The sequence below is a fragment of the Muribacter muris genome, assembly GCF_004569585.1.
GTDB classification, from domain to species: Bacteria; Pseudomonadota; Gammaproteobacteria; order Enterobacterales; family Pasteurellaceae; genus Muribacter; species Muribacter muris.
In genome coordinates, this window is the sequence record NZ_SPPA01000013.1 from 46,129 (window position 1) to 72,469 (window position 26,341).

Annotated in this window: 18 protein-coding genes and 4 tRNA genes; 17 read left to right on the top strand and 5 right to left on the bottom strand. The window is 45.6% G+C overall.

What is annotated here, in order from left to right; genetic code table 11:
- Positions 1-31 precede the first annotated feature (31 nt).
- Both ndk and metG read right to left on the bottom strand, forming a co-directional pair.
- Positions 32-451, bottom strand: a complete 420-nt coding sequence (ndk, locus tag E4T80_RS06950; protein ID WP_135056549.1) for a nucleoside-diphosphate kinase — start codon at positions 449-451, stop codon at positions 32-34.
- 106 nt (positions 452-557) lie between these two features.
- On the bottom strand, positions 558-2,603 hold the full coding sequence (metG, locus tag E4T80_RS06955) for a methionine--tRNA ligase (RefSeq protein WP_135056552.1): 2,046 nt from the start codon (positions 2,601-2,603) through the stop codon (positions 558-560).
- Between the two features lie 174 nt (positions 2,604-2,777).
- On the opposite strand from metG, the gene pyrG reads away from it, so the two are divergent.
- On the top strand, positions 2,778-4,415 hold the full coding sequence (gene pyrG / locus E4T80_RS06960; RefSeq protein WP_135056555.1) for a glutamine hydrolyzing CTP synthase: 1,638 nt from the start codon (positions 2,778-2,780) through the stop codon (positions 4,413-4,415).
- A 52-nt stretch (positions 4,416-4,467) separates the two neighbouring features.
- On the opposite strand, the gene E4T80_RS06965 is transcribed toward pyrG, so the two are convergent.
- On the bottom strand, positions 4,468-5,397 hold the full coding sequence (locus E4T80_RS06965) for a LysR family transcriptional regulator (RefSeq protein WP_047976738.1): 930 nt from the start codon (positions 5,395-5,397) through the stop codon (positions 4,468-4,470).
- 276 nt (positions 5,398-5,673) lie between these two features.
- Here E4T80_RS06965 and E4T80_RS06970 point away from each other — a divergent pair, with 276 nt between their 5' ends.
- The 4 genes from E4T80_RS06970 to E4T80_RS06985 all read left to right on the top strand — a co-directional run bounded on the left by E4T80_RS06970 (position 5,674) and on the right by E4T80_RS06985 (position 8,005).
- A complete protein-coding gene (locus E4T80_RS06970) occupies positions 5,674-6,204 on the top strand; it encodes a hypothetical protein (RefSeq protein ID WP_135056558.1) in 531 nt (176 codons plus the stop codon).
- Positions 6,179-6,754, top strand: coding sequence for a hypothetical protein (locus E4T80_RS06975; protein WP_135056561.1), 576 nt, complete (start codon positions 6,179-6,181; stop codon positions 6,752-6,754). Before E4T80_RS06970 ends, E4T80_RS06975 begins: the two co-directional genes overlap by 26 nt.
- 35 nt (positions 6,755-6,789) lie before the next feature.
- Complete coding sequence (locus tag E4T80_RS06980; protein ID WP_135056564.1) at positions 6,790-7,143, top strand: hypothetical protein; 354 nt, start codon at positions 6,790-6,792, stop codon at positions 7,141-7,143.
- A gap of 169 nt (positions 7,144-7,312) precedes the next feature.
- Complete coding sequence (locus E4T80_RS06985) at positions 7,313-8,005, top strand: tellurite resistance TerB family protein (RefSeq protein WP_135056567.1); 693 nt, start codon at positions 7,313-7,315, stop codon at positions 8,003-8,005.
- A gap of 71 nt (positions 8,006-8,076) precedes the next feature.
- Here the strand turns inward: E4T80_RS06985 and rapA are convergent, their stop codons facing one another.
- Positions 8,077-10,992, bottom strand: a complete 2,916-nt coding sequence (rapA, locus tag E4T80_RS06990) for an RNA polymerase-associated protein RapA (protein ID WP_135056570.1) — start codon at positions 10,990-10,992, stop codon at positions 8,077-8,079.
- Positions 10,993-11,207: 215 nt separating this feature from the next.
- Entirely contained in the window at positions 11,208-12,104 is an 897-nt protein-coding gene (locus E4T80_RS06995; protein ID WP_135056573.1) for a Dyp-type peroxidase, read from the bottom strand.
- Positions 12,105-12,233: 129 nt separating this feature from the next.
- On the opposite strand from E4T80_RS06995, the gene E4T80_RS07000 reads away from it, so the two are divergent.
- The 12 genes from E4T80_RS07000 to E4T80_RS07055 all read left to right on the top strand — a co-directional run.
- Positions 12,234-13,796, top strand: a complete 1,563-nt coding sequence (locus tag E4T80_RS07000; protein WP_135056576.1) for an anthranilate synthase component 1 — start codon at positions 12,234-12,236, stop codon at positions 13,794-13,796.
- A gap of 1 nt (position 13,797) precedes the next feature.
- The gene (locus E4T80_RS07005; protein WP_135056579.1) at positions 13,798-14,388 is read left to right on the top strand and encodes an aminodeoxychorismate/anthranilate synthase component II; all 591 of its coding nucleotides are present in this window, start codon (positions 13,798-13,800) and stop codon (positions 14,386-14,388) included.
- Entirely contained in the window at positions 14,381-14,773 is a 393-nt protein-coding gene (locus tag E4T80_RS07010) for a tautomerase family protein (RefSeq protein ID WP_135056581.1), read from the top strand. Before E4T80_RS07005 ends, E4T80_RS07010 begins: the two co-directional genes overlap by 8 nt.
- Positions 14,774-14,792: 19 nt before the next feature.
- A complete protein-coding gene (gene trpD / locus E4T80_RS07015) occupies positions 14,793-15,806 on the top strand; it encodes an anthranilate phosphoribosyltransferase (protein WP_135056584.1) in 1,014 nt (337 codons plus the stop codon).
- A 103-nt stretch (positions 15,807-15,909) separates the two neighbouring features.
- Positions 15,910-16,779 carry a DUF808 domain-containing protein gene (locus tag E4T80_RS07020; protein ID WP_135056587.1) on the top strand — a complete coding sequence of 290 codons (870 nt, stop codon included), beginning with the start codon at positions 15,910-15,912 and terminating at the stop codon, positions 16,777-16,779.
- A gap of 233 nt (positions 16,780-17,012) precedes the next feature.
- Positions 17,013-21,872, top strand: coding sequence for a S6 family peptidase (locus E4T80_RS07025; RefSeq protein ID WP_135056590.1), 4,860 nt, complete (start codon positions 17,013-17,015; stop codon positions 21,870-21,872).
- A gap of 103 nt (positions 21,873-21,975) precedes the next feature.
- A complete protein-coding gene (mfd, locus tag E4T80_RS07030) occupies positions 21,976-25,428 on the top strand; it encodes a transcription-repair coupling factor (protein ID WP_135056593.1) in 3,453 nt (1,150 codons plus the stop codon).
- Positions 25,429-25,588: 160 nt separating this feature from the next.
- A tRNA-Gly gene (locus E4T80_RS07035) sits at positions 25,589-25,664 on the top strand.
- Positions 25,665-25,666: 2 nt separating this feature from the next.
- A tRNA-Leu gene (locus E4T80_RS07040) sits at positions 25,667-25,753 on the top strand.
- Between the two features lie 17 nt (positions 25,754-25,770).
- Positions 25,771-25,846 (top strand) — tRNA-Gly (locus E4T80_RS07045).
- 2 nt (positions 25,847-25,848) lie between these two features.
- Positions 25,849-25,935, top strand: a tRNA-Leu gene (locus E4T80_RS07050).
- A 64-nt stretch (positions 25,936-25,999) separates the two neighbouring features.
- Positions 26,000-26,341: ParA family protein (locus E4T80_RS07055; protein ID WP_135056596.1), on the top strand; the 342-nt coding region annotated here is incomplete at its 3' end.

Below are 26,341 nucleotides of genomic sequence, written 5' to 3' on the forward strand. Positions count from 1 at the left end.
TATTTTTACGATTATCGCCTTGCGGCAATATTTATCGGATAATTTCAGCAGGGGTGAAAAAATAGGCAATTTCACGGGCGGCGGATTGAATGGAATCCGAGCCGTGTACCGCATTTTCACGGGTACTTTGCCCGAACATTTTGCGGATCGTCCCCATTTTACGCTGTTCCGGCAAGGTAGCCCCCATTAACTCTCGGTAATTCTGCACCGCATTTTCGCCTTCTAATACGGCAACCACCACCGGTGCAGAGGTCATAAACGCAATCAGCGGGTCAAAAAACGCTTTACCTTGATGCTCGGCGTAGAAGCCTTCCGCCTGATCGGTGGTTAATTGCACCATTTTTAACGCTTTGATCGCTAAGCCGTTTTTTTCAATGTGGCTTATTACTTCACCTATTAAGCCGTTTGAAGTCATATCCGGTTTAATGATCGCTAAAGTTTGTTCCTTCATTATTTCTCCCTTGTAAGCGGTCGGTTAAGGTGAAATCCTTGCAAATTTACGCTCTCTCTTTGACTGAACTTTTGCACATTTTTCAACGCAACCGACCGCTTGCTGACTATTTCACCTGCATACCTGCGCTAACGCCTGCATCGGCGGACAGTAAGAACAGATCCGCTCCGCCTGTGCCTGTGCCGGCGGATAAAATCATTCCTTCCGATAAGCCGAACGACATTTTGCGTGGCGCAAGGTTTGCTACCATAATCACGAAGCGACCTTCTAGCTCTGTCGGTTGGTTATAGGCTGCTTTGATGCCGGAAAACACTTGGCGGGTATGGTCGCCGAGATCCAATTCAAAGCGGAGTAGTTTGTCGGACTTTGGCACGGCTTCACATTTTAAAACTTTAGCAACCCGTAAATCGAGTTTGGCGAAGTCGTCAATCGTAATTTCAGGGGCAATAGGTTCGATATTGGTATGACAAGCGGTCATTTTATCCTCTTTTTTCGCAGATTCGGCAAATAATGCTTTGGTTTCTTCAATCACCGCATCAATCTGTTTTTTCTCTAAACGGGCAAACAGTGCTTTAAACGGGGCGATTTGGTGGTTAAATAGCGGGGTGTCAATATTATCCCAACGCAGCTCCGTCTGTAAAAAGGCTTCGGCACGAGCGGCAAGCTGCGGTAACACCGGTTTGAGATAGCTGATTAACACACGGAATAATTCCAATCCCATTGAGCAGACAGCTTGTAGCTCCGCCTCTTTGCCCGCTTGTTTGGCGATTACCCACGGGGCTTTTTCGTCAATATATTTATTCGCTTTATCCGTTAAACTCATAATTTCTCGGATCGCTTTATTATATTCACGCTTTTCAAAATAGTCGGCAATCTGTGCCGATTGTGCGGTAAATTCGCCGAAAAGTGCCGGATCAGCCAATTCAGCGGCAAGTTTGCCGTCAAACCGCTTTGTAATAAAACCGGCATTACGAGAGGCTAAATTCACCAATTTATTGACAATATCGCTATTGACCCGTTGCACAAAATCATCAAGATTAAAGTCTAAATCTTCAATGCGATCATTGAGTTTTGCCGCATAGTAGTAGCGTAAACATTCCGGATCAATGTGTTTGAGGTAGGTGCTGGCTTGAATGAATGTGCCACGGGATTTGGACATTTTCTGCCCATCTACTGTAACGTAGCCGTGGGCAAACACGTTGGTTGGCTTGCGATAGCCGCTGCCCTCCAACATCGCCGGCCAAAACAGACTGTGGAAGTACACAATATCTTTACCGATAAAGTGATAAAGCTCGGTTTTTGCCTCTTTTTGCCAGTATTCGTCAAAGTCTAAACCGATACGGTCGCACAGGTTTTTAAACGATGCCATATAGCCGATTGGCGCATCTAACCAAACGTAGAAGAATTTATTCGGTTCGTCCGGTATTTCAAACCCAAAATAAGGCGCATCACGGCTAATATCCCATTGCTGTAAGCCGCTTTCAAACCATTCTTGCATTTTGTTGGCAATTTCCGGCTGTAACGAACCGGAGCGTGTCCACGCCTGTAACATTGCTTCAAAGTGAGGCAGGTCGAAGAAAAAATGCTCGGACTCTTTTACCACAGGGGTCGCACCGGATACGGCGGAACGAGGGTTGATTAAATCCATTGGGCTGTATGTGGAGGCACAGACTTCGCAGTTATCTCCGTATTGATCTTCAGCTTTACATTTCGGGCAAGTCCCTTTCACAAAACGATCAGGCAGAAACATCTGTTTTTCAGGATCAAATAACTGTGCAATAGTGCGGCTTTTAATAAAACCGTTTGCCTTTAATTGCCGATAAATTGTTGCGGTTAGTTGGCAATTTTCATCACTGTGGGTGGAATGGTAATTATCAAAGCTGATGTTAAAGCCGGCAAAATCGGCAATGTGATCGGTTTTGGCTTTTTCGATAAGCTGTTCCGGCGTAATGCCCAGCTTGGCGGCGTTAAGCATAATCGGCGTGCCGTGGGCATCGTCAGCACAGACGAAATGGACATCGTGCCCGCGCATACGCTGAAAGCGTACCCAAATATCCGCCTGAATATGTTCAAGCATATGCCCTAGATGAATTGCGCCGTTGGCATAGGGCAGCGCACAGGTTACTAACATTTTACGTGGGTTATTTGACATAGTGTTCTCTCTATCGCAATTTTAGGGGGAATTGTAGCGGAAACAGGGCGTTTTTCCTAGCCGAAACGACTAGCTAATCACGCCGATTTGCTGTAAACTATGCTCCCGTCCTGATGGTATGAACCATTCCTTTTATCAAATTCTTATCAATTATTAATCGCACAAGGCAATAGTATGGCAACGAATTATATTTTCGTGACCGGTGGCGTTGTTTCTTCTTTAGGGAAAGGCATTGCTGCTGCGTCATTAGCGTCGATTTTGGAAGCGCGCGGCTTAAAAGTTACGATGATGAAACTTGACCCTTACATCAATGTCGATCCGGGTACAATGAGTCCGACACAGCACGGGGAAGTGTTTGTTACTGAAGACGGTGCAGAAACCGATCTTGATTTAGGGCATTATGAGCGTTTTATCCGCACCAAAATGAGTAAGGCGAACAACTTTACAAGCGGTAAGATCTACTCGGAAGTTTTGCGAAAAGAGCGTCGTGGCGATTATTTAGGGGCAACTATCCAAGTAATACCGCATATCACCAATGAGATCAAAGCCCGTGTGATTGCCGGCGGTAAAGGACACGATGTGGCGATTGTCGAAGTGGGCGGTACGGTCGGCGATATTGAATCGCTTCCGTTTTTAGAAGCCTTGCGTCAATTAGCGGTGGAAGTCGGGCGTGGAAAAACCCTATTTATGCACCTGACCCTTGTGCCGTATATCCCAACGGCGGGCGAGGTGAAAACCAAACCGACACAACACTCAGTGAAAGAGTTATTGTCGATCGGCATTCAACCGGATGTACTGGTATGCCGTTCCGACCGAATGATTCCGGCAAACGAGCGTTCCAAAATCGCCTTGTTCTGTAACGTGCCGGAGCGTGCGGTCATTTCCCTTAAAGATGTGGATTCCATTTACCGTATCCCTGCGTTATTGAAATCGCAAGGCTTAGACGATTTTATTTGCGATCGTTTCCATTTAACCTGCAAAGAGGCGGATCTCTCGGAGTGGGAGCAAGTGCTTTATCAGCAAGCTAATCCAACGGGCGAAGTAACTATCGGTATGGTCGGGAAATATGTTGAATTGCCGGATGCCTACAAATCGGTAAACGAAGCCTTAAAACACGCAGGGCTAAAAAATCGTTTAACGGTTAATATCAAATATATTGATTCACAAGATGTCGAAACCCGTGGTGTTGAAGTATTGCAAAGGTTGGATGCGATTTTAGTACCGGGCGGCTTTGGCTATCGTGGTGTGGAAGGCAAAATTTTAACCGCACAATATGCCCGTGAAAATCAAATTCCTTACTTGGGCATTTGTTTAGGTATGCAAATTGCCTTGATTGAGTATGCACGGAATGTTGCCAAAATGCCGGGGGCAAACTCCAGCGAGTTCGACAAAGAGGCGCAATTCCCGGTTGTCGGTTTGATTACCGAATGGCAAGATGCCGAAGGGAATGTGGAAGTGCGTTCGGACGACTCCGATCTCGGCGGCACAATGCGTTTAGGCGCACAGGCGTGCCACCTTGTGAAAGGCACACTTGCCCGCCAAGTCTATGGTTCGGACACTATTTTTGAACGCCACCGCCACCGCTACGAAGTCAATAACACCTTGTTACCGCAAATTGAAGCGGCAGGGTTAAAAGTGAGCGGGTTGTCGGCGGATCGCAAATTAGTTGAGATTATTGAAGTGCCAAACCACCCTTGGTTTATTGCGGCACAATTCCATCCGGAATTTACGTCGACCCCGCGTGATGGACACCCACTGTTTGAGGGCTTTATCAAAGCGGCTAAAACCCATCAAGCACAAAAAACAGCTTAATTGCAACTCAAAGCGGATTATCGGTTTAATCCGCTTTTTCTTTGCGGCAAAGTCAGCTCTCTAAACGCAATAAATCCGGCAAGGTAGCAAAACTCTCTTCCGTAACGGTTTTATGGAAATCCTCGATATAAGCAATATGTTGGTCGGTTTCCCGAATCGCTCCGTATAAATTACTGTATAGCCCCGCCTCTGTAATTTTACGGGCGACAACATAGCCTCTCTCCAAGTAGGGTTTCACCGCCCAATAAGGCAACGCAGCAATCCCTCTTTTACTGGCAACCAGTTGAATAATGGCAATGGTCAGTTCGCTGGTACGGCGGTTAGGATTGATCCCCGCAGGGTGCAACACTTTGCGGAGCAGATCCAACATATCGTCCGGCACGGGATAGTGAATAAGTGTTTCATTTGCAAAATCTTCCGCATTCCAGACCGCTTGATGTGCCAATGGGTGATCCTTAGAACAAATCCCCACCATTTCGTAAGCAAAGAGCGGCTTGTAAATAATATCGCTATTATTTTCCTTCTCCGCTACCACTGCCCAATCGGCACGGTGGGAGAGCAATAGCCCCACTGTATCGGTATGAAAACCCGACACAATATCCAACTCAACCAACCCCCAATTTTTACGAAAGCTATCCATCGCCGGCATCAGCCAGTCAAAACAGGTATGGCACTCCACCGCAATGCGTAACTCTCCGACTTCTCCCTGCTTTACACGCACTAAATCCAATTCCGCCTCCGCCACTTTCGGTAAAATGTCGTGGGCTAATTTAATCAAACGCTCGCCGGCGGGCGTAAAATGAATTGGCTGCGTTTTGCGTTCAAACATTATCAGATCGTATTGTTCCTCAAGTTGTTTAATCTGATGAGATAATGCCGATTGGGTAAGATGCACTTGTTTGGCCGCCAATGACACGCTCCCCGTTTCTTTTAAGGCAATCAATGTTTTTAAATGGCGAAGTTCAAGGAAGGTTGGTTTTATCATTAAAAATATATATTCCGGTTAAGTTGATGATGAATTTTATCCCGACAAGCGGTCGGTTTCATCTGTTTTTTTACATAAAGCAAAAAACGGTTTGCGAAGAGAATAAAAGTTATAGCGGAAATTATTTGAGATTAAACTTGCAGCAAGCGAATTGTCTTTCCGACTAAAAGCGATTATAGTGGAGAGTGAGCATCTTAATTCATATTTCGCAAGAGATAGCGTTAATTTCATTTAATAAAAAGAAGCCTTTATCCTTAATAGAGCTAATATATTATGAATAAAAATCTTGAGCATCGTATAAATCATCTTTCAAAAAATTTTATACAAGATATGTTAATTCCTTTAAAAAACTTCCCCGCTTCAATAACGAAATACCCAAGAGAATACGTCAAAATAACCAGACCTGAAGATATTGAAGAATATGATTATCTTGCATCACTGACACCGGGTTCTGAAATAGACTTTAGCCGATTTAGAAGTGTGTCTTCCGATCTTAATTGGGAGGGCATATATTATTTATTACCCATAGCGCAACGTAGGTATTTACAATTCATAGATGAGAGTATCATTGATTTCTTTGACGGTTTTGTTTGGCTATTAGGTTATCTTAATGGAATAGATAAATTAAAGCGCTTAATGAGTCAAGATGATATTCAGCGGTTAATTTACTGGCTTAGATTTCTTTTAGAAGATGAAAATCCCGATATAAATTTTATTGATTTCGATGAAGATGAAATTAACGGGTATATTGATTACTTAGAAAAGGGACTGACCCTATATGGAAAGAACAAATATATTCAATAAGTTTATTTCAAAACACCATTTATATCTAGATGAATGGAAACGTATTTACCCTAAAGAGCAAAATCAGGATAATAAATTCTCTTTTTTAAATACCGAAAAAGAGGCGACTGCTTTAATATTCGTTGCTGCCAATATTTGTGATTGGATCACTCAAAACAGTGATAGGGTATATTTTCAACTCTCCTCTTTATTTAGCTGTTTAAGTGAATCTAAATATATTTTAGCCCGAATATTAGGGCTAAAATATATAGATAAGCCTTTTGATGAAAATCTATTTTCTTTAAAAGAACTTAGGCTAAACACAATAAATCGCTATCATTTACATCTCAATAAAGTTCAAATACAAGAGCTTATCCATTTTTTACTGGTCTATGAAGAATTTGGTAGCTTTATCGCTTTAAGTCATAATGGATATAAATTATTGAATATAAATGATGGTTTTATTTCTCTTACATTAAATCATTATGTTGTAAATCAATCCTTAGCGAATCAATTATTACATTCACCTTCTGGTTGGAATAAGTGGATATGGGAACTAGATGAATGTTGAAAGAGCGTTATTTTATATTAATTGAGAAATAAAAAATGAACTTACCTTTTATTCTAAATGATAATGGTGATATTAATTTATTTGCTACGGTATCTGATTTAGAACGTTATGTTGAACCTGATGATATAACATCATACGAACTATTTGATGCGCTCGGTAATGAAATGAGATTATCGATTGAAAAAAAGCCGAAGAAAATAATGTTTACCCACTATGATATAGAAGTTGTCAAATTATCTGACAAGGCAACTGTCAATAGACAAGCCTATTTAGCCGATTTATTATATCGTGTATGTATTAAGATTGATTTGAAATTTGAACATTCAAAAAAATCCGATATACCATACTTAATTTCAACCCTGATTAACTATCAAGGCTATACGAGATAATATTATCTATTGCTTAAATTTGGTATTGGTCAGCAAAATAAACTCTCAGAAAAAGAATAATGTGTATTTTTACAAAATATGCGCTCAATCTCACCGCTTGCTCGATAAACAACTTTTTTGATAATGTATTGTCTAAGGTCTGCCTTTTATCAACCACTAGGAGCATTTTATGAATTTTAATGACATTTTGAACGGCGTACTTAAATCAGTCGGCAATACTGCAAATCAAGGAAAAGCCGATTTAGGCGGGATTTTAGGCTCGGTGCTCAATTCGGCAAAAAATTCAGCCGCTGAAATAAAAGCCGGCAATACCGATACGATTGCCAAAGTGGGCGGCGGAGCGGCATTGATGGGGATTTTATCAATGGTATTGGGGCGCAACGGCGGGGCTAACTTAACGAAATTAGGTTCACTGGCGGTTTTGGGCAGTATGGCGTACAAAGCCTATCAAGACTACCAAAGCAATCAGACGAACAAAGCAGGGTTATTAAGCGAAAATGCCTTTGAAACTGCTGCACAAAATGAGCAAAGCGGCGCGGTCATTTTACGCACAATGATTACCGCAGCACTTTCAGACGGGCATTTAGATGATGAAGAATTAGCTGCGATCCAGCGCGAAGGTGGTGATGTGCCAGAATTTCAACAATGGTTAGCCCACGAAGTGCGTCAGCCGATTTCAGTAGAAGAAATTGCAACACTTGTGGGGCAAGATACCGCACTTGCCGCACAAGTCTATTTAGCTGCCCGTATGGTATGCAAAGATCTATCCCGCAAGGAAATTGTCTTTTTATCGCAGCTTGCCGAAGCGTTAAACCTTGATGATGCCTTGGTAGAACAATTAGAGAAGCAAGCAGGATTTTAAGTTCTAAATTAAACGGCAAGCGTTGCTTGCCGTTTTTATATTGCAAAAAATCCCCTCAAACCCACCGCTTGTTAGGCTTGATTGCTGACAATCACCCGCAAGCTATCAAGTCGCCAATTCGCTTTGCCGAGTTGAGCGAGCGAGTCCGCTTTAATTTGCTCAAGAGCAGCAATTTCATCGGCTCGGATATTTTTATTCACCGCTTGTAACGAGGTTAAACGGTGTAGCTCCGCACTTAATGTCTGCTCCGCGGCTTGTTTAGCTTGGACAATCTGCTGTTGTGCTTTTTCGGCAATATGCCCTTCACCCATTTGAATTAGCTTTTCAATGTCCGTGCGTGCCATTTTGGCTATTTTATTCGCCATTTGCTTATTAACCGGTTTGAGCTGTTTTTCCAAGCCGCTAAAAGAGACTTGCGCCGCCATATCGTTACCTTTATTGTCCAGTAGAATGCGTATCGGCGTTGGTGGTAAGAAACGGGTAAGTTGTAAGCCTTTCGGCGCTTGTGCTTCAACAATATAAATCATCTCTAGTAACAATGTCCCTGCCGGCAAATGTTTATTGATGAGCAAAGAGACGGCACTTTTGCCAATATCGCCTCCGGTGATTAAGTCGATACCGTGGCGGATCATCGGGTGATCCCACGTTAAAAATTGCAGCTCCTCCCGCATTAACGCAAGCTGTCGGTTGAAAGTAACTGTGCAGCCTTCCTCGGAAAGCCCCGGAAAATCCGGCACAAGCATATGACCGGTCGGGCTGATCACAATGCTTTTTTCGCCCAAATCTTCCTGTTCTAATCCGATAACATCAAATAAATTCAGTGCAAACTGGATCAGTTGCGGATTTTCATCTTGCTCGGCTATCGCTTGCGCCAACTGTTGAGCCGCTTCGCCGCCGTTAGAGTGGATCTCCAACAGACGATCCCGCCCTTTTTCTAAGGCAAGTTTAAGCTGCCGGCGGCGTTTTTGTACTTGCGTAATAAAGTCGTCAAACTCTGCCGAGGGTTGTGGGTTAAATAAAAATGCCTCCAATTCCGTGCCGAACTCACGGAATAAATTTGCCCCCATCGGGCAGGTTTCTTCAAATGCGTTTAGCCCTCGTTGATACCATTCGGCTAAAATCATTTGAGCGGAGTGTTCAAAACACGGCACATAAATTTGAATGTCGTGTTTTTGTCCGATACGATCCAAACGCCCGATACTCTGCTCCAATAAATCCGGATTATCCGGCAAATTAAACAGCACTAAATGGCGGGCAAATTGGAAATTTCGTCCTTCCGAGCCAATGGCAGAGCTAATTAGTACCTGTGCGCCCTCTTCCTGTTGAGCAAAGTACGCCGCAGCTTTATCCCGTTCGACAATCGACATTTTTTCGTGGAACACGGCGGAGCGGATCGCCTCTTTTTCTCTTAGGGCTTGTTCAAGTTGAATCGCTGTATCTGCTTGTTTACAAATGACGAGAATTTTTTCATCACGGTGATTTTTCAAGAAAGTGATTAACCATTCAATGCGGGGGTCGAAATCATACCACTTTGCCGCCGGGTTCATTCGTTGGAACAAGCGTTCAGGGTAAAGCAAATCCGCTTTTTTATTGCCGCCCATCAAGCCCATTACTTTAAGCGCATTGGCGTATTGGCTTGGCATTGTCAGCGTGATTTGGTGATAAATACGGTGCGGGAAACCTTTTACCCCTTGACGAGTATTGCGAAATAGCACACGGCTTGTCCCGTGGCGGTCGATCAATTCGGCAATCAGCTCTTGGCGAGCCTCTAAACGCTGCTCGGCACTGCAATTTTCTGCATTGATAATCCGCAGCATCGGCTCAACGTCTTCCTCGGCTAACAGCTCGCCGATACTGTTTTGTTCCGCATTGCTTAACGGTTTATCGTTTAACAGGGTTGCCACTGCATCGGCAACGGGCTGATATTGCTTTTGTTCTTGTACAAAGGCTTGATAATCGTAGAAACGATCCGAGTCCAGTAAGGCAAGGCGGGCGAAATGGCTCTCTTGCCCCAGTTGTTCCGGGGTCGCCGTCAGCAATAACACGGACGCAATCTGCTTTGCCAGTTGCGCAACAAATTGATAGGCAATACTCGGTTCGTTTTCGTGCCATTCTAAATGGTGAGCTTCATCAACAATCAGCATATCCCACGGGCTGTCGGCAACTTGTTTGGCACGTTGCGGGTTGTTAGCCAACCAGTCAATCGAAGCGATCACCAACGATTCTGTTTCAAACGGATTTTCGCTCACATCATTGCCGCTATCGTCCTGCTTGCTGAAATCGCCGCAACGTTCTTCGTCAAAAAGCGAGAAATGCAGGCTGAAACGGCGTAGCATTTCGACCAGCCACTGATGTTGAAGGCTTTCCGGCACTAGCACCAATACCCGCTCAACCCGTCCGGCAAACAGTTGTTGCTGCAAGATCATACCGGCTTCAATGGTTTTACCTAAGCCGACTTCGTCTGCCAGTAATACCCTCGGTGCAAGGCGTTGTCCCACCTCTTTAGCGATATGTAATTGGTGTGGAATCAAGCTGGCACGCGTCCCCCGCATTCCTCTCAATGCAGATTGAAATTGAGCTTGTTGATGTTGTAAGGCACGGTAGCGAAGTGAAAAACGGTCGCTGCGATCAATTTGGGCGGAAAAAAGCCGATCCTGCGGTTTGCTGAAGCTCACTTTATGGTCGAGCTGCGTTTCGGGTAACACGGAATCTTCGCCGCTATCGACCCGTTTACCCAAATAGATTAAATTGCCTTGATTTTCCACCGCATCATCAACGTCCAACTGCCAGCCGTCCACACTGTTAATCCGATCGCCTTTTTGGAATTGAACACGGGTAAGCGGGGCAACGGCAACCGCATAAACCCGCACTTCATCGGCAGCCGGAAAGGCAATGCTCACCGTGCGATGATCGACTGCGGTAACAATGCCGAGTCCTAAATTATTTTCCGATTCACTTAACCAACGTTGTCCAACAACAAAGCTCATTATTACCTCTCTGTGAAAAATGTGAATGTTTTTTATCGTTTTAAATAGGGGGCGCATTTTACCTGAATTTTGCCGCATTATGTAGCCAACGTACCAAACGGCTTCAGATTAAAACGAACAAAATGCAAGTCTGTGCCACAGCAGCGGGCTATCGTAATGCGAAAGTACAAAAATAGGGGTAGTAGGGTACTTGGCATACCCTAAACCGAGTGAAATTAGAGGGAAAGAAGCCGTTCAAGACTCGGGGCAAAATAGTAACTGCCGCTCATTGCTTGGGTGAAGCCGAGCAAGCGGTCGGTTTTGCCGTCTAATTCGCCAAACATACTTTTTAGCTGCTGATCAATATTATGCAAACGTTTGGAAAAAGCGAGGAAATACAAGCCGTGCGCCCCGCTTGCCGTGCCGTATGGCATACTATGGCGGAGAATTTTTAAGCCTTTGCCGTTCTCTTTTAAATCGACCCGTCCAACATGGGAATGCGGCGGCACATCGTCAAGTTCCACACTATCCGCTTTAGTGCGCCCGATAACCTGCTCTTGGCGGGCAACTGGCATTTTGTGCCATTTTGCTAACTGGTGCTGGTAACGTTGGGTCAGCACATAGCTGCCGCCGGCATCTTCGCCCTCTGTAATGAGAGCAACATCGCGTAATTTTTCATCGGTGGCAGGATTTTCCGTGCCGTCAATAAATCCAGTGAAATCCCGTTCTTCAACCCAACGAAAACCGTGAATTTCTTCTTCAATCGTGGCAATACCGTTTAGCTGTTCAACCACGATCAACGCAATGCTGAAATTGAGATCGGGACGATCCGATTGAATATGGATAAACAGATCACGCTGTGTCGCCGGCGCATATTCTTTGCCTGCTTGACCAAAGGGTGTAAAGGGCTTTAACTCAGGGGCGGACTGCCCTGCCAACTGCTTCCAAATGCGGTCGCCAAAGGCAAGAGTTAAACCTAACGGTACGTCTGAATATTGTTGTTGCAAATCGTTAAATTGTTGGTGAAGGGTACGGATACGGTCGGCGAGCGGGGCGAGCTCTTGCACTTGAGCTTCTAAAAAAATACCCGCTTTGCGATGGGTTAAGGTAATGCCGGATTGAGGCGTTGCCATTGTTATTCTCCAAGTAATCAAAATCGCCTAAGTTTACTGGTTTAGCCGTCAAGTTGCAAAAAAATGGCAATTTTGCTTGACTTTATAATTTTGTACTAGTTTAATAGTTCAAAATTTAAGGAGCATATTATGTTTGTACAGGTTCAGCATACCCCTTTGGCTTACCATTCGGATACGACCTCGCTTTTTCATCGGCTTTGCGGAGATAACCCGCACACGTTATTGTTGGATTCGGCAGAAATTCAAAGCAAAAACAGCGTCAAAAGTTTGTTATTTGCACAATCGGCGGTGCATATTTTCTGTGATCAAAATCAGGTAACGTTTGAGGCATTAACGGCAAACGGGCAGGCAGTATTGCCGGAGATTGCCCAAGCACTTTTAGCCTTAACCCCGATACCGATTTGCACATTTTCCGCCGAAAATGACCGCTTGCACGCCGTGTTTCCGGCGGTAAACGAAGCGCTTGATGAGGACAGCAAGCTCAAAACAACCACCATTTTTGACGGCTTACGGTGTGTCAGCCAACTATTTGCCGAGGCGGTCTCCCCCGTCTATTTGGGCGGACTGTTCAGCTATGATTTGGTCGCTCAATTTATCCCGATGGACAATATTTGCTTGGAAGATGACGGTTTAACCTGCCCCGATTACAGTTTTTATTTAGCCGAACAGTTGGTCTTTATCGATCATCAACAACAGACGGCAACGCTCCACACCTTCTGCTTTGCGCCAAGCCAAGCGGAAAAATTGGCACAACAAGCGGTCGATTATACGCAAAAAAGTGCAAATACGACGGTTTTGCCCTTTGAGTCATACCCGGCGGATAAAACAGTGAGTGTGAATTTAGATGATACCGCGTTCAAGCAAATTGTCTCGGATCTGAAACAGCATATTAACCTCGGCGATGTGTTCCAAATCGTCCCCTCCCGCCGTTTCAGCTTGGCTTGCCCGAACCCGCTTGCCAGCTACCGCCAGCTCAAAATCACTAATCCAAGCCCGTATATGTTTTTTATGCGGGGCGAACAATTCACCTTATTTGGTGCATCGCCAGAGAGTGCATTGAAATATTCGCAGCCGAGCCGTCAGCTTGAAATTTACCCGATAGCCGGCTCTCGTCCCCGTGGCTTTGATGCACAAGGGCGGATCGACCCGGAATTGGATTCCCGTTTAGAGTTGGAACTACGTTTAGATCAAAAGGAGCTTGCCGAGCATTTGATGTTGGTGGATTTAGCTCGTAACGATATTGCCCGTGTGTGCGAGGCGGGCTCTCGCCGTGTCGCCGATTTAATGCAAATTGATCGCTATTCGCACATTATGCACTTGGTTTCACGGGTTGTCGGCACGCTCAAAAGCGATTTGGACGCTTTGCACGCCTATCAAGCCTGTATGAATATGGGGACATTAACCGGTGCGCCGAAAATTCGGGCAATGCAGTTGATCTATCAATTTGAACGCCAAAAACGGCACAGCTACGGCGGTGCGGTCGGCTATTTAACCTCACAAGGCAATTTGGATACCTGTATTGTAATCCGCTCCGCCTTTGTACAAAACGGTGTGGCGTATGTGCAAGCAGGCTGCGGCGAGGTGTTGGACTCTGATCCGCAAGCGGAAGCCGATGAAACCCGTCATAAAGCCAGAGCGGTGTTAAATGCGATCGGCGCAGTAAATCAAACGGCAAACGCAGGGGGAAATTAAAATGGCACAGGTATTATTTGTTGATAATTTCGATTCATTCAGTTACAACTTAGTCGATCAATTTCGCCAACTGGGGCATTCGGTAACGGTATTTCGCAACGATTATCCCCTTGACGATTTTATCCAACGGGCATTGCAGACCGAACAGGCAATTATTGCGCTCTCGCCGGGACCGGGCAATCCGCAACAAGCGGGTCATTTATTGCCGATTATTGCAAAATTGAAAGGCAAAGTGCCGATGATTGGCATTTGCCTTGGACATCAGGCGATTATTGAAGCGCTCGGCGGTCAAGTAGTGCATACGGGGCAGGTGATGCACGGCAAAGTGTCCCGTATTCAGCACGATAACGAAGCAATGTTTCACGGTATTCAAAATCCGATGCCGGTTGCCCGTTATCACTCACTAATGGGAGATAATTTGCCGGCGGAATTGGTAGTGAACGCCCGTTTTGGCGAGATCGTGATGGCAATCCGCCACCGCACAGAGAAAATCTGTGCTTTTCAATTTCACCCTGAATCCATCTTAACGGTGGAGGGGACAAAATTACTGAAACAAAGTATTGAATGGTTATTGGAGTCAAAAAATGATTAGCGTATATGGTTTAAAATCCACCCTTACCCCTCGCCGACACGCCGTAGCAGAGGTGATTTTTGAATGTTTAGAGATGACGCTCGGCGTGCCTAAAGGTCGCCACGCTTTACGCTTCGATTTGCTGGAAGCGGAGAACTTTTTCCCGCCGATTAACCGCAGCGAGCATTTTATCGTCATTGAAATCAATTTAATGCAGGGACGTTCGGAGCAATTAAAAAAACGCTTGATTAAGGGCTTATTCAGTATGTTTCATCAGCGGTTAGGGATTTTGCCCCTCGATGTCGAAATCACAATTAAAGAACAGCCCGAGCATTGTTGGGGCTTTCGGGGAATGACCGGCAATGAAGCCACTGATTTGGAGTACCAAGTCCATCGTTCCATTTGATCGCCAAAGGAAAAACACTATGCAACACAACGAATTATTAGAGCGACTTTTTAACGGTCATTCTCTCACTCAAGCTCAAGCACACGCTCTGTTTCAACATATTATGCGGGGGGAGTTATCTTCCGAGCAGTTAGCCGGGGCGTTGATTGCCTTAAAAGTGAGAACGGAAACGGCAGCGGAAATTGCCGGTGCGGTAACGGCGACCTTGGAAAATGCAATGCCTTTTCCTCGCCCTGATTATCCGTTTGCGGATATTGTCGGCACAGGCGGGGACGGTGCTAATACCATCAATATTTCCACCACCAGTGCGATTGTAGCGGCGGCAATGGGGTTTAAAATTGCCAAGCACGGCAGCCGTAGCGTTTCCAGCCAAACCGGTGCAAGTGATTTACTCACCGCCCTCGGTGTAGAGGTGAGTATCAATGCCGACACGGCACGCCAAGCGTTAGATGAAATCGGGCTGTGCTTTTTGTTTGCTCCCCAATACCATTCGGGCTTTAAGCACGCTATTCCGGTTCGCCAAGCACTCAAAACACGCACCCTGTTTAATATTCTCGGGCCGTTGGTGAATCCGGCACGCCCGCCGCATCAGCTACTGGGGGTTTATAGTCCGAGCTTGATTCAACCTTATGCGGAAACGGTCAAAAGGTTAGGGCATCAACATAGTCTAGTCGTACACGGTTCGGGGCTTGATGAAGTGGCGGTACACGGTGAAACTCAGGTCGCGGAGATCAAACAGGGGCACATTGAGTACTTCACGCTAACGCCCGAAGACTTCGGGGTGGCACGTCATTCTCTTGATGCGTTAAAAGGGGGCGAACCGCACCAAAATGCCGAAAAAATTTTAGCCTTACTACAAGGCAAAGGGGAGAAAGCGCATATTGATGCGGTGGCAGTGAATGCCGCAATGCTAATGCGTTTATTCGGCGAGGCGGATCTAAAACAGAATGTTCAGCGAGTGCAAGCTGTTCTGACCAGTGGAAAAGCATTTGCGACTTTACAAAAGTTAGTTCAATATAAGCCTATGACTTAGCGTAAGCAAGACATAAGCACTTAAAAAATAAATTCCTTTTATTCCTTATTCGGGCAGAGTAAAATCTGCCCGTTTTTTTATGGTAATTTGATAGGATTTTGAAATGGCGTTTAGCTCATTATTTACTTTGTTGGACGATATTGCTGCCGTACTGGACGATGTGGCGGTAATGACCAAAATGGCAACCAAAAAAACGGCGGGGGTTATTGGCGATGATCTAGCCTTAAATGCTAACCAAGTGAGCGGCAAAGATATTAAACCGGAGCGGGAATTACCGATTGTTTGGGCGGTGGCAAAAGGCTCATTGCTCAACAAAGTAATTTTAATCCCGATTGCGTTGTTGCTCTCCATTTATCTGCCGTCTTTCATCAACCCACTGCTAATGCTCGGTGGAGCTTATTTATGTTTTGAAGGCGTAGAAAAACTGCTACACCAATTTCTCCATAAAAAGTCTCATAATGATGAACCCGCCGTTCAGCCATTGTCGGAAGCAGATAAGATCAAAGGGGCAATTCGCACCGATTTTATTTTATCCGCCGAAATTATCATCATCGCTCTAGGGGTTGTCCAAGAGTCGGCGACATTAACCAAAATTATCTCGTTATCGGCGATTGGGGTGGGTATCACACTTTTTGTCTATGGCTTGGTCGGGCTGATCGTGAAATTAGACGATATCGGTTTATGGCTGCTGAAAAAGCCCAACCGGTTCTCGCAAGCGGTCGGAAAAGGACTATTATTTGTAATGCCTTGGGTGATGAAATCCCTTTCCATTATCGGCACAATCGCAATGTTCCTCGTTGGCGGCGGCATCTTCACCCATTCGCTGCCCGCAGTCCATCATTTTATCGAAAGCCTAAATTTACCTTCCGCATTTTCCGGTATCGCCGACCTTATTCTAGGCATATTGATCGGTGCGATTATCTGTGCGGTGGTTTTGCCGTTGGGGAGGGTGTTTCAGCGTAAAACACAATAATCAGATAAATAAGCAGTGAGATAAGAAAAATATTTTACTGCTCGTTTTCACATAACCCCCTTGCAAGTTAAAGCAAGGGGGAAATTTACTTATCCTTTATAACTATTACATAAAATAACAAACCTACACTACAATTACATTATATTACTTTTATCCCATTGATCTGCAACATAAAAATATGAAAATGACATAGAAAACTTTGATTTTCTCTTACCTATTTAGGAGGTTCTTCTATGTCTATGTCTCTCTCCCCTCATTTTAATAAAACTCTTCTTGCTACCGTACTTTCGCTCGCTTTGAGTTCCCCTAGCTATTCATCACTTGTTCGTAATGATATTAGCTACCAATATTTTCGAGATTTTGCCGAAAATAAAGGTCAGTTTGTACCTAATGCCCAAAATATCCCGATCTATAATCAGAGCGGGCAGTATGTTGGGACAATGATGCAAAACATACCAATGCCCGACTTTAGTGCGGTTAACCGTAACAGCGGTATCGCAACTCTCGTCGATCCACAATATGTTACAAGCGTTAAACATAATGTAGGCTATCAGAATGTAGAATTTGGTTCGCCCGGTTCTCACAATGACGCTCATCATTTTTCCTACCATATTGTTGACCGAAATAACCATCCAACTTTTGACTACCACGCCCCTCGCCTACACAAACTTGTTACTGAAACCGCCCCATTCCCTCTCTCACCAATTACCGAAAGAGCCGATGGCAAAATCAATTCAGCCCCTTACTTAGATCACCAACGTTTTCCGCTCTTTGTCAGAGTAGGATCTGGTACGCAAGGTATCAGAGACGAGCAAAGAAATCCGACTCGGTTAAGTGGCGCTTACCAATACCTTACCGGTGGTGGTACAGTCAATCTTGCGCCTACCCAAACGCACTCGACATTATTATTCTTCCGAGGCGATATTTTTGGCAATAGTAACGGTCCAATGACTACTTACGGTATGCCGGGCGATAGTGGTTCACCTCTTTTTGTCTTTGATAAACAACAAAATAAATGGGTTGTTGCCGGCGTACAAAGCGTCTTTTCGGGTGAAAAAGGGGATCTTAACGGCTATGCTATTACGCAACCTAATTTTATTCGTCAATCAAAACAAGATGACGAGATACAATTTACCAACCGCTCTCCTAACGCCACATTTCACTGGTCTGCGACCTCAGGAGTCAGTACCCTCGTAGAAAACAATGGTCAGCAACGCCTTACAATAGATATTCCACACACCACTCAAACCGCAAATGATCTCGCTCGTGGTAAAACGCTACATATTTCGGGGCAATCAGGCACCTTGGTGCTAAATGATACGATTCATCAAGGCGCAGGCGCATTATACTTTAACCAAGATTTCACGGTAAAGCCACAATCGGATCAAATGTGGATTGGTGCAGGCATATCGGTGGCAGAGAATAAACAGGTAAATTGGCAGGTTTCAAACCCGAAAAATGACCGCCTGTCTAAAATTGGCGCTGGTACGCTCTATGTCAACGGTATGGGTAAAAATGAGGGGGATATCAGCATCGGAGAAGGCAAAGTCATTCTAGCCCAACGGGCAGACAGCCAAGGACAGCAGCAAGCCTTTGAACGAGTGGGAATTGTCAGTGGGCGCGCAACGGTCGTACTAAATGATGCAAATCAAGTCCGAAGCAACAACATCTATTTTGGCTACCGTGGCGGACGTTTGGATCTCAACGGCAATAACATCACCTTTAGCCGTATTCAGAATGTTGATGAGGGCGCAAACATTGTCAATCACAATACCACTCAAACAGCGTCCGTTACCATTACCGGCGGTAAACCACTTTCGGCTGAAAGCATTGAATGGGTGAGCTGGGGCGAACAACCGAAAACCGCACTCGCCTTGTACGAATATATAAATCCTTGGCGTAATAATCGATCTGACTATTTCCGACTTAAAGCAGGACAATCGCCTAATAATTATTTCCCAACAAACGCTGCCAGTAATCACGCTTGGGAATACTTGGGAAACAATAAACGGAATGTCACGCAAAGTGTCTTAAATGAATATATACGGCAACACCAGGTCTCCCCTTTTACCCAAAGCGATATTGAATGGGGGCAATGGGCAAAATCTCCTCTAGGTGAGATCACTGTCTACGAATATGTGAATAATCATCGAAGTAACCGCTTAGATTACTTCTTACTCAAGCCAGGCGGCGATCCGTCCACTTACTTCCCGCTTGATCAAAACAGTAACTCGGCGTGGGAATATATCGGCAATAACCGACAACAAGCGGTCGAAGAAGCCCTAAAACGTGCAAACAACCGAAGAAGTATTGATACGCCGTTCAATACCGCTTTCAATGGCTATTTTGGCGAACAGGATAAAAGTAAGCCGAATGGCAAGCTGAACGTCATATATGACACTGATGACAGCACTACACACCTCATTTCCGGCGGTACAAATATTAACGGTAAATTTAATATTCTTGGCGGAACGGTTTTACTTTCAGGAAAACCTGAGCCAAAAGCTCGCCAATACATTGACGGAAACTTCAAAGAGACCTTCAGCCACACTCAATGGCTTAACCGATCTTTTAAAGCAACCTCAACCCATTTAGAGAACAACGCCCGCCTTTACATTGGACGTAATGTGCAACAAGTTACCGGCAATTTCCACCTCCAAGATAATGCCACCTTGCACATTGGCTTTGTACAGGACGAAACGCCTGTCTGTATCCGCTCCGATTACGAAAACCGCCTTACTTGCCAACATAATGTGCAATTACCGCAAAATGTGCTAGACAGTATCCCGACCACCAACATCAACGGTGATATTAATCTCTTACATAATAGCCGTTTTACACTAGGGAAAGCCCATTACCTCAGCACAATTCAAGCAAAAGATAAAGCAGAGGTTCGTCTCACCCCACACAGCCGTTGGACAATGTGGGAAAACAGCAATTTAATCCATCTAGCAATGGATAATGCTCGCCTTACACTTAATCCAGCATTTGATGGCTCAAATAGCCGTTCCACGATTAACAGTTACCGCACGTTAACTGTTAATGGTAACTTATCGGGCAACGGACGCTTTGACTTCCTGACAAATCTTGCCGAAGCGCAAACGGATAAATTGATCGTAAACGGCATTGCAACCGGTCAATATCAACTCGGTATCAAAAATACCGGCGCAGAACCGAAAGTGATACAATCCCCCAATCTAGTCGAACTACGCAATGCTAGACAAAACAAGTATCAAGTAAAATTTGGCTTGGAAAATGGTTATGTCGATTTAGGGGCATACCGTTATATTCTGCGAAACCAGCATAATCGTTATCACTTATACAGCCCATTGCGTGAAGCACAGGAGGAAAATCCACATAACCCTCAAGCGCTTCAAGAGGCACAAAATCAACTCTCGCAAGCCAACCAAGATATCACTCGCTTAGATCGTGAGACAAAGCGACTCTCGGCGGAAAAACAGCAATCTGCTCAACAACTAAATAAAGCAGAGCGAGATAGCCGTAATAATGCCTATTTTATGTACTTTGGCAGACGTATCATCATATCTCCAAATAACCATACAAAGCAGCAACTAAAACAAGCTCAGCAGCGATTTAATCAAAAAAGTGAAGAATTGCGTATTGCCTTAGCCAACTTAGCGCAAGCAAAACGTGAGGCGCAAGCCGCTCAACACGCCTTAGAGGCGGCTCAACATCAATCGGTTTCCGCCCAAGTTCTTGAACAGGCACAACGACTTTGTCTTAATGCAGGGCAAACAGAAAATATCTGCCGTTCAATCGCACTGGTTTCGGCAGAAAACAGCCCTGAAATGCAACGGCTTGCCAATGCCCAAGCGGAAGTCGATCGCCTTATTTCAGAGCAGGAGGAAGCCAAACAACAGCTCGCACAAGCTGAAGCTATCCAACAAGATACAACGCAAGCGGTCAATTCCGAGCAAAATATTACAACGGCTACCGAGACTGACACATCAACCACCGAGCGGTCAATCACAAACCTCAATGACAACACAGAAATACGTGAGCCGCAACAAGCAGCCGCTCCCGAGCAACCTCTTGCAACGGTTGCCGAAGCCGAAGCCGACACATCAAACGCCGATCAGCCGATCGTAAACCTTGATGGCAGCACAGAAATACGTGAGCTACAACAAGCGGTCAGTGCCGAGGCAAAAAGTACAGAAACAGCCGACATCCCACCGCCACAATTATCCCAAGCGGAAGGGATCAGTCGCTATTCAAATTTAGCATTATCGGATTTAACCGCTCAAACGAATATGTTATTACGCATTGGGCATCAGTTCGATCGCCATTTGCTGACTTACAATGAAAGTCCGTCAAGTGTTTGGGTAAACGGCGAAGCACAAAATGCTCGCTTCCAATCGTCCAACTATCGCACTTTCCGCCAAGAGAGCAACCTAGTTCAATTAGGTGCGGCAACTGCGCTGAATGACGCTCTCCAGATTGGTGCGCTATTATCCCAATCCCGTGCCAACAACCGTTTCGAGCAAGGTAGCGGTCGCAGCGATTTAACACTGTTCGGCGGTTATCTCAAAGCTCAATCGGCAAACGGTCTGCTAGCAACACTCGATCTTAACCTAGGTCAAGCCAATAACCGTGTCGATTTAGATGGCAGACAAGCCCGTTTCCACCGCCATATTTACAGTGTCGGACTCAACCTCGCTAAACAATGGGATTTAGCGAGCTTTCGGTTACAACCGTCTATCGGCGCACGCTATCATCGTCTCTCTAGTGTCAATTATGAACTTAACCAAGCTCAAATTGCGATCAAATCGATTTCATTGCCAAGCTACCAACTCGGCATTAAGATCGACAAAACCTTTGAACTGAACGGCATTTACCTTAGCCCGTCTTTCGCCAGCTATTATGTGAATACCCCTCGGAAAACATTAGCCGCTGATACGGTGAAAGTGAACCAACATTCGCTCCGTCAGCAGTTCGGACGCTACCTCAGCCACGAACTTGGGCTAAATGTAAAATTTAATCAATGGGAAATCGCCACCCACTTGAACTACATTAAAGGGAATGAAATCGGGAAACAAGCAGCGGTGAGTTTAAAAGTCGGCTACCAATGGTAACCTAAGAAACAAGCGGTTTGATCGGTGCGATCTTTTGCAGAATAGGGGCAGCTTTAGTAAACTAGCGTCTTTGCAAACTATTCATCGAATCGAACCGCTTGTTATGTCTTTCCAACTTCAATTCACGCTGCCGAAAAGTGGCGGCTCACACCAAGATCACCAACTCCTCGGTAACTTAATCGGCCACGCCGATACCCTTGCCATTGCGCAGGCGGCAGCACAATTTAACGGCTTAAGCGTGGTGATTACTCCCGATTCCCGTACCGCCTTACGGTTAGAGAAAAGCCTGCCGGCGTTTACCGAGCTTGCGGTTCAGCTTTTTCCCGATTGGGAAACGCTGCCCTATGATAATTTTTCCCCGCATCAAGACATTATCTCGGCACGCCTGTCCGCTCTGTTTCGGCTACAACAGGGCAAAAAACAGATTTTCCTGTTGCCGATCAATACCTTAATGCAAAAAATCTGCCCGCCGAGCTACCTTGCTAATAATGTGTTATTGATTAAAAAAGGCGATGCGTTTTCGATTGAAAAATTACGCTTGCAGCTCGAAAATGCGGGCTATCGGGGAGTCGAGCAGGTGTTGGAATACGGTGAATATGCCGTGCGGGGCGGGCTACTTGATTTATACCCGATGGGTTCGGCTCTGCCCTACCGTTTAGATTTTTTTGACGATGAAATTGACACTATCCGCACCTTCGATGTGGACAGCCAACGGACAATTGAGGAAATTGAGAGCATCAATCTGCTACCTGCCCACGAGTTCCCGACAGATAGCAACGGTATTGAGCATTTTCGCGGCAAATTCCGTGAACAATTCGGCGAAATCCGCCGTGAGCCTGAACATATTTATCAGCAAGTCAGCAAAGGGATTTTGAATGCTGGCATTGAATATTGGCAGCCGCTCTTTTTCGATCAAATGGCGAGTTTCTTTGACTATCTCTCGCCCAATACGCTATTCATCACCTTCGACACCATTCAAGCCAAAGCAGAACAGTTCTATCAAGACACCGGCAGACGTTTTGAGAGCCGCAGAGTCGATCCGATGCGCCCGCTGCTGCCGCCGGAAATGCTTTGGTTCACACCGGAGCAGGTTAATCAATCGTTGAAGCATTATCCCCGTTTGAGCTTAACGAGTGAAAAGCTAAAGCCGTCCGCCACCAAGCAAAATGCCAATCTTCACCCGTTGCCGGCGATTGCCGTTCAACCTCACCATAAAACGCCGTTAGCGTTGTTCCAACAGTTTTACCACGAGTTCAACGGCACTCTGCTGTTTTCCGTGGAGTCGGAAGGACGGCGGGAAACCTTGTTGGATTTACTCTCGCCGTTAGGCATAAAACCGAAGCAGATCAAAACCTTATCCGATAAACTCGATCCGCTTAATTTGATGATCGGCAACCTCGACCAAGGCTTTATGATTGAAGCTGCAAGCGGTCAGTTATTGGCAATTATTTGCGAAACGGATCTGTTGGGCGAAAAAATTCAGCAGCGAAGTTCACATAAACAGCGAAAAACCGTCAATCCCGACACCTTAATCCGCAACTTAGCCGAGTTAAAAATCGGGCAAGCGGTGGTACATTTAGAAAACGGGGTCGGACGTTACGCCGGATTAACCACTTTAGATGCCGGCGGCGTGAAAGCGGAATACCTTGTTCTGCACTATGCTAACGATGCCAAACTCTATGTGCCGGTTGCCTCGTTGCATTTAATCAGCCGTTATATCGGCGGCAGTGATGAGAACGCCCCATTACACAAATTAGGCAGTGAAGCGTGGGCGAAAAGCCGTCAAAAAGCAGCGGAAAAAATTCGTGATGTAGCGGCGGAACTGCTGGACGTTTACGCCAAACGGGAATCGCAAAAAGGGTTTGCGTTTACATACGACAAAGAGGCGTTCCGCCAATTCAGTGCGACCTTCCCGTTTGAAGAAACGCACGATCAAAAACTGGCGATAGACGCGGTAATCAGCGATATGTGCCAGCCGAAAGCGATGGATCGGCTTGTGTGCGGCGATGTCGGCTTCGGCAAAACCGAAGTGGCAATGCGGGCAACCTTTCTGGCGGTAATGAACCACAAACAAGTCGCTATTCTCGCCCCAACCACCTTGCTCGCCCAACAGCACTATGAGAACTTTAAAGATCGTTTTGCCAATCAGCCGGTGCAAGTTGAGGTGCTTTCCCGCTTTAAAACCGCCAAAGAGCAGAAAGATATTCTTACCCGTACCGCAGAAGGCAAAGTGGATATTTTAGTCGGCACGCATAAATTGCTGCAAGACGATGTGATTTTCCGTGATTTAGGCTTGCTGGTGATTGACGAAGAACACCGCTTCGGCGTCCGCCAAAAAGAGCGGATTAAACAACTGCGTGCCAATGTTGACATTCTCACCCTCACCGCCACGCCGATCCCCCGTACACTCAATATGGCATTAAACGGAATGCGGGATCTGTCTATCATCGCCAGCCCGCCGGCTCGCCGTTTGTCGATCAAAACCTTTGTCCGCCAAAGCGATGAACTTATTATCCGAGAAGCCATTCTGCGTGAAATTTTGCGTGGCGGGCAAGTTTATTACCTGCATAATGACGTGGCAACGATCGAGAATTGTGCAACGAAATTGGCAGAATTAGTGCCGGAAGCCCGCATCGTTATCGGGCACGGTCAAATGCGGGAACGGGAATTGGAGCGTGTAATGTCCGATTTCTATCACCAGCGCTTTAATTTGTTGGTCTGTTCGACCATTATCGAAACCGGCATTGATGTGCCGAGTGCCAATACTATCATCATTGAACGGGCGGATAAATTCGGCTTGGCACAGCTCCACCAACTGCGAGGGCGTGTGGGACGCTCCCACCACCAAGCCTACGCCTATATGCTCACACCACACCCGAAAATCCTCACCAAAGAGGCAGAACAACGGCTGGAGGCAATGAGCACGATCGACAACTTAGGGGCAGGATTTGTGCTCGCCACTCATGATTTAGAGATTCGGGGTGCAGGCGAGTTGCTTGGCAGCGAACAGAGCGGGCAAATTGAATCCATCGGCTTTTCACTTTATATGGATTTACTGGAAAATGCGGTGAAAGCCTTACAGGAAGGGCGTGAACCTACCCTCGATGAAATCACGCAACAGCAAGTCGATATTGAACTACGTGTGCCGGCATTACTGCCCGACGACTATGTGCCGGATGTCAATATGCGGTTATCATTTTACAAACGGATCGCCAGCAGCGAGGATACACAAAGTTTACAAGCCCTTAAAGTCGAGCTGATTGACCGTTTCGGCTTACTGCCGAGTGCGGCGAAAAACCTCTTTCAGATCACCCAATTACGCCAGCTAGCCAAACAGTTGCAACTGAAAAAGGTGGAAGCCGGTCTGCAAGGCGGCTATTTGGAATTTAAACCGAATGCCGCCCTTGACCCGACACGTTTCTTACAGCTCATTCAGCAAGAAAAAAATGTCTATAAATTTGACGGGCCACTGAAATTCAAGTTTACCAAACCCCTTGATAGTGCCGAAGTGCGTTTGAAATTTATCACCGACTTGCTCGAACAACTAACCGCTTAGCCTTGCAAGCGGTCGGAACGGAGACAAAATTAACAAAAACTCGGCAAAAAGTCTGATTTTTAGACTAACACACATTTTTTGCAAATTTTCGTTTGACAGAACGTCTTAAATCGCTAAAATGCACCACATCAAAACGCTACTTACTCAGTAGCGTTTTTTAGCGGGAATAGCTCAGTTGGTAGAGCACGACCTTGCCAAGGTCGGGGTCGCGAGTTCGAGCCTCGTTTCCCGCTCCATTGCCCGAGTGGCGGAATCGGTAGACGCAAGGGATTTAAAATCCCTCGCCTTTCGAGGCGTGCCAGTTCAAGTCTGGCCTCGGGCACCATTTAACATCAAATCTATGCGGGAATAGCTCAGTTGGTAGAGCACGACCTTGCCAAGGTCGGGGTCGCGAGTTCGAGCCTCGTTTCCCGCTCCATTGCCCGAGTGGCGGAATCGGTAGACGCAAGGGATTTAAAATCCCTCGCCTTTCGAGGCGTGCCAGTTCAAGTCTGGCCTCGGGCACCATTCAAAAAATTCGCTATAACATTCCTTTTAGGTTTTCTTAATTTACTTTCGAGAGAATCTAATTATGCGCGTTCAAACTTTCCAAAAACCATTTATTGTTACCGTTATGTCCACAAAAGGTGGTGTAACAAAATCAACTAATGTCGCTAATATCAGTGCATTTTGTGCCGATCACGGGCTTAACGTTTTGATGATTGATACCGATACACAACCCACATTATCTTCTTACTATCACATCAAACAACAAGCACCTTATGGCTTGTATGAATTGGTAATGCGTGTTAATGATCATGCAAAAATGCGCCAGGCTGATGCAGTAAGATCATCGAAAAGTGATCCACTGCATCTTTTGATAAACTCCTTGTTATTTAAACAGGGAATAACCTGGTATGCTTTGCATGGAAAC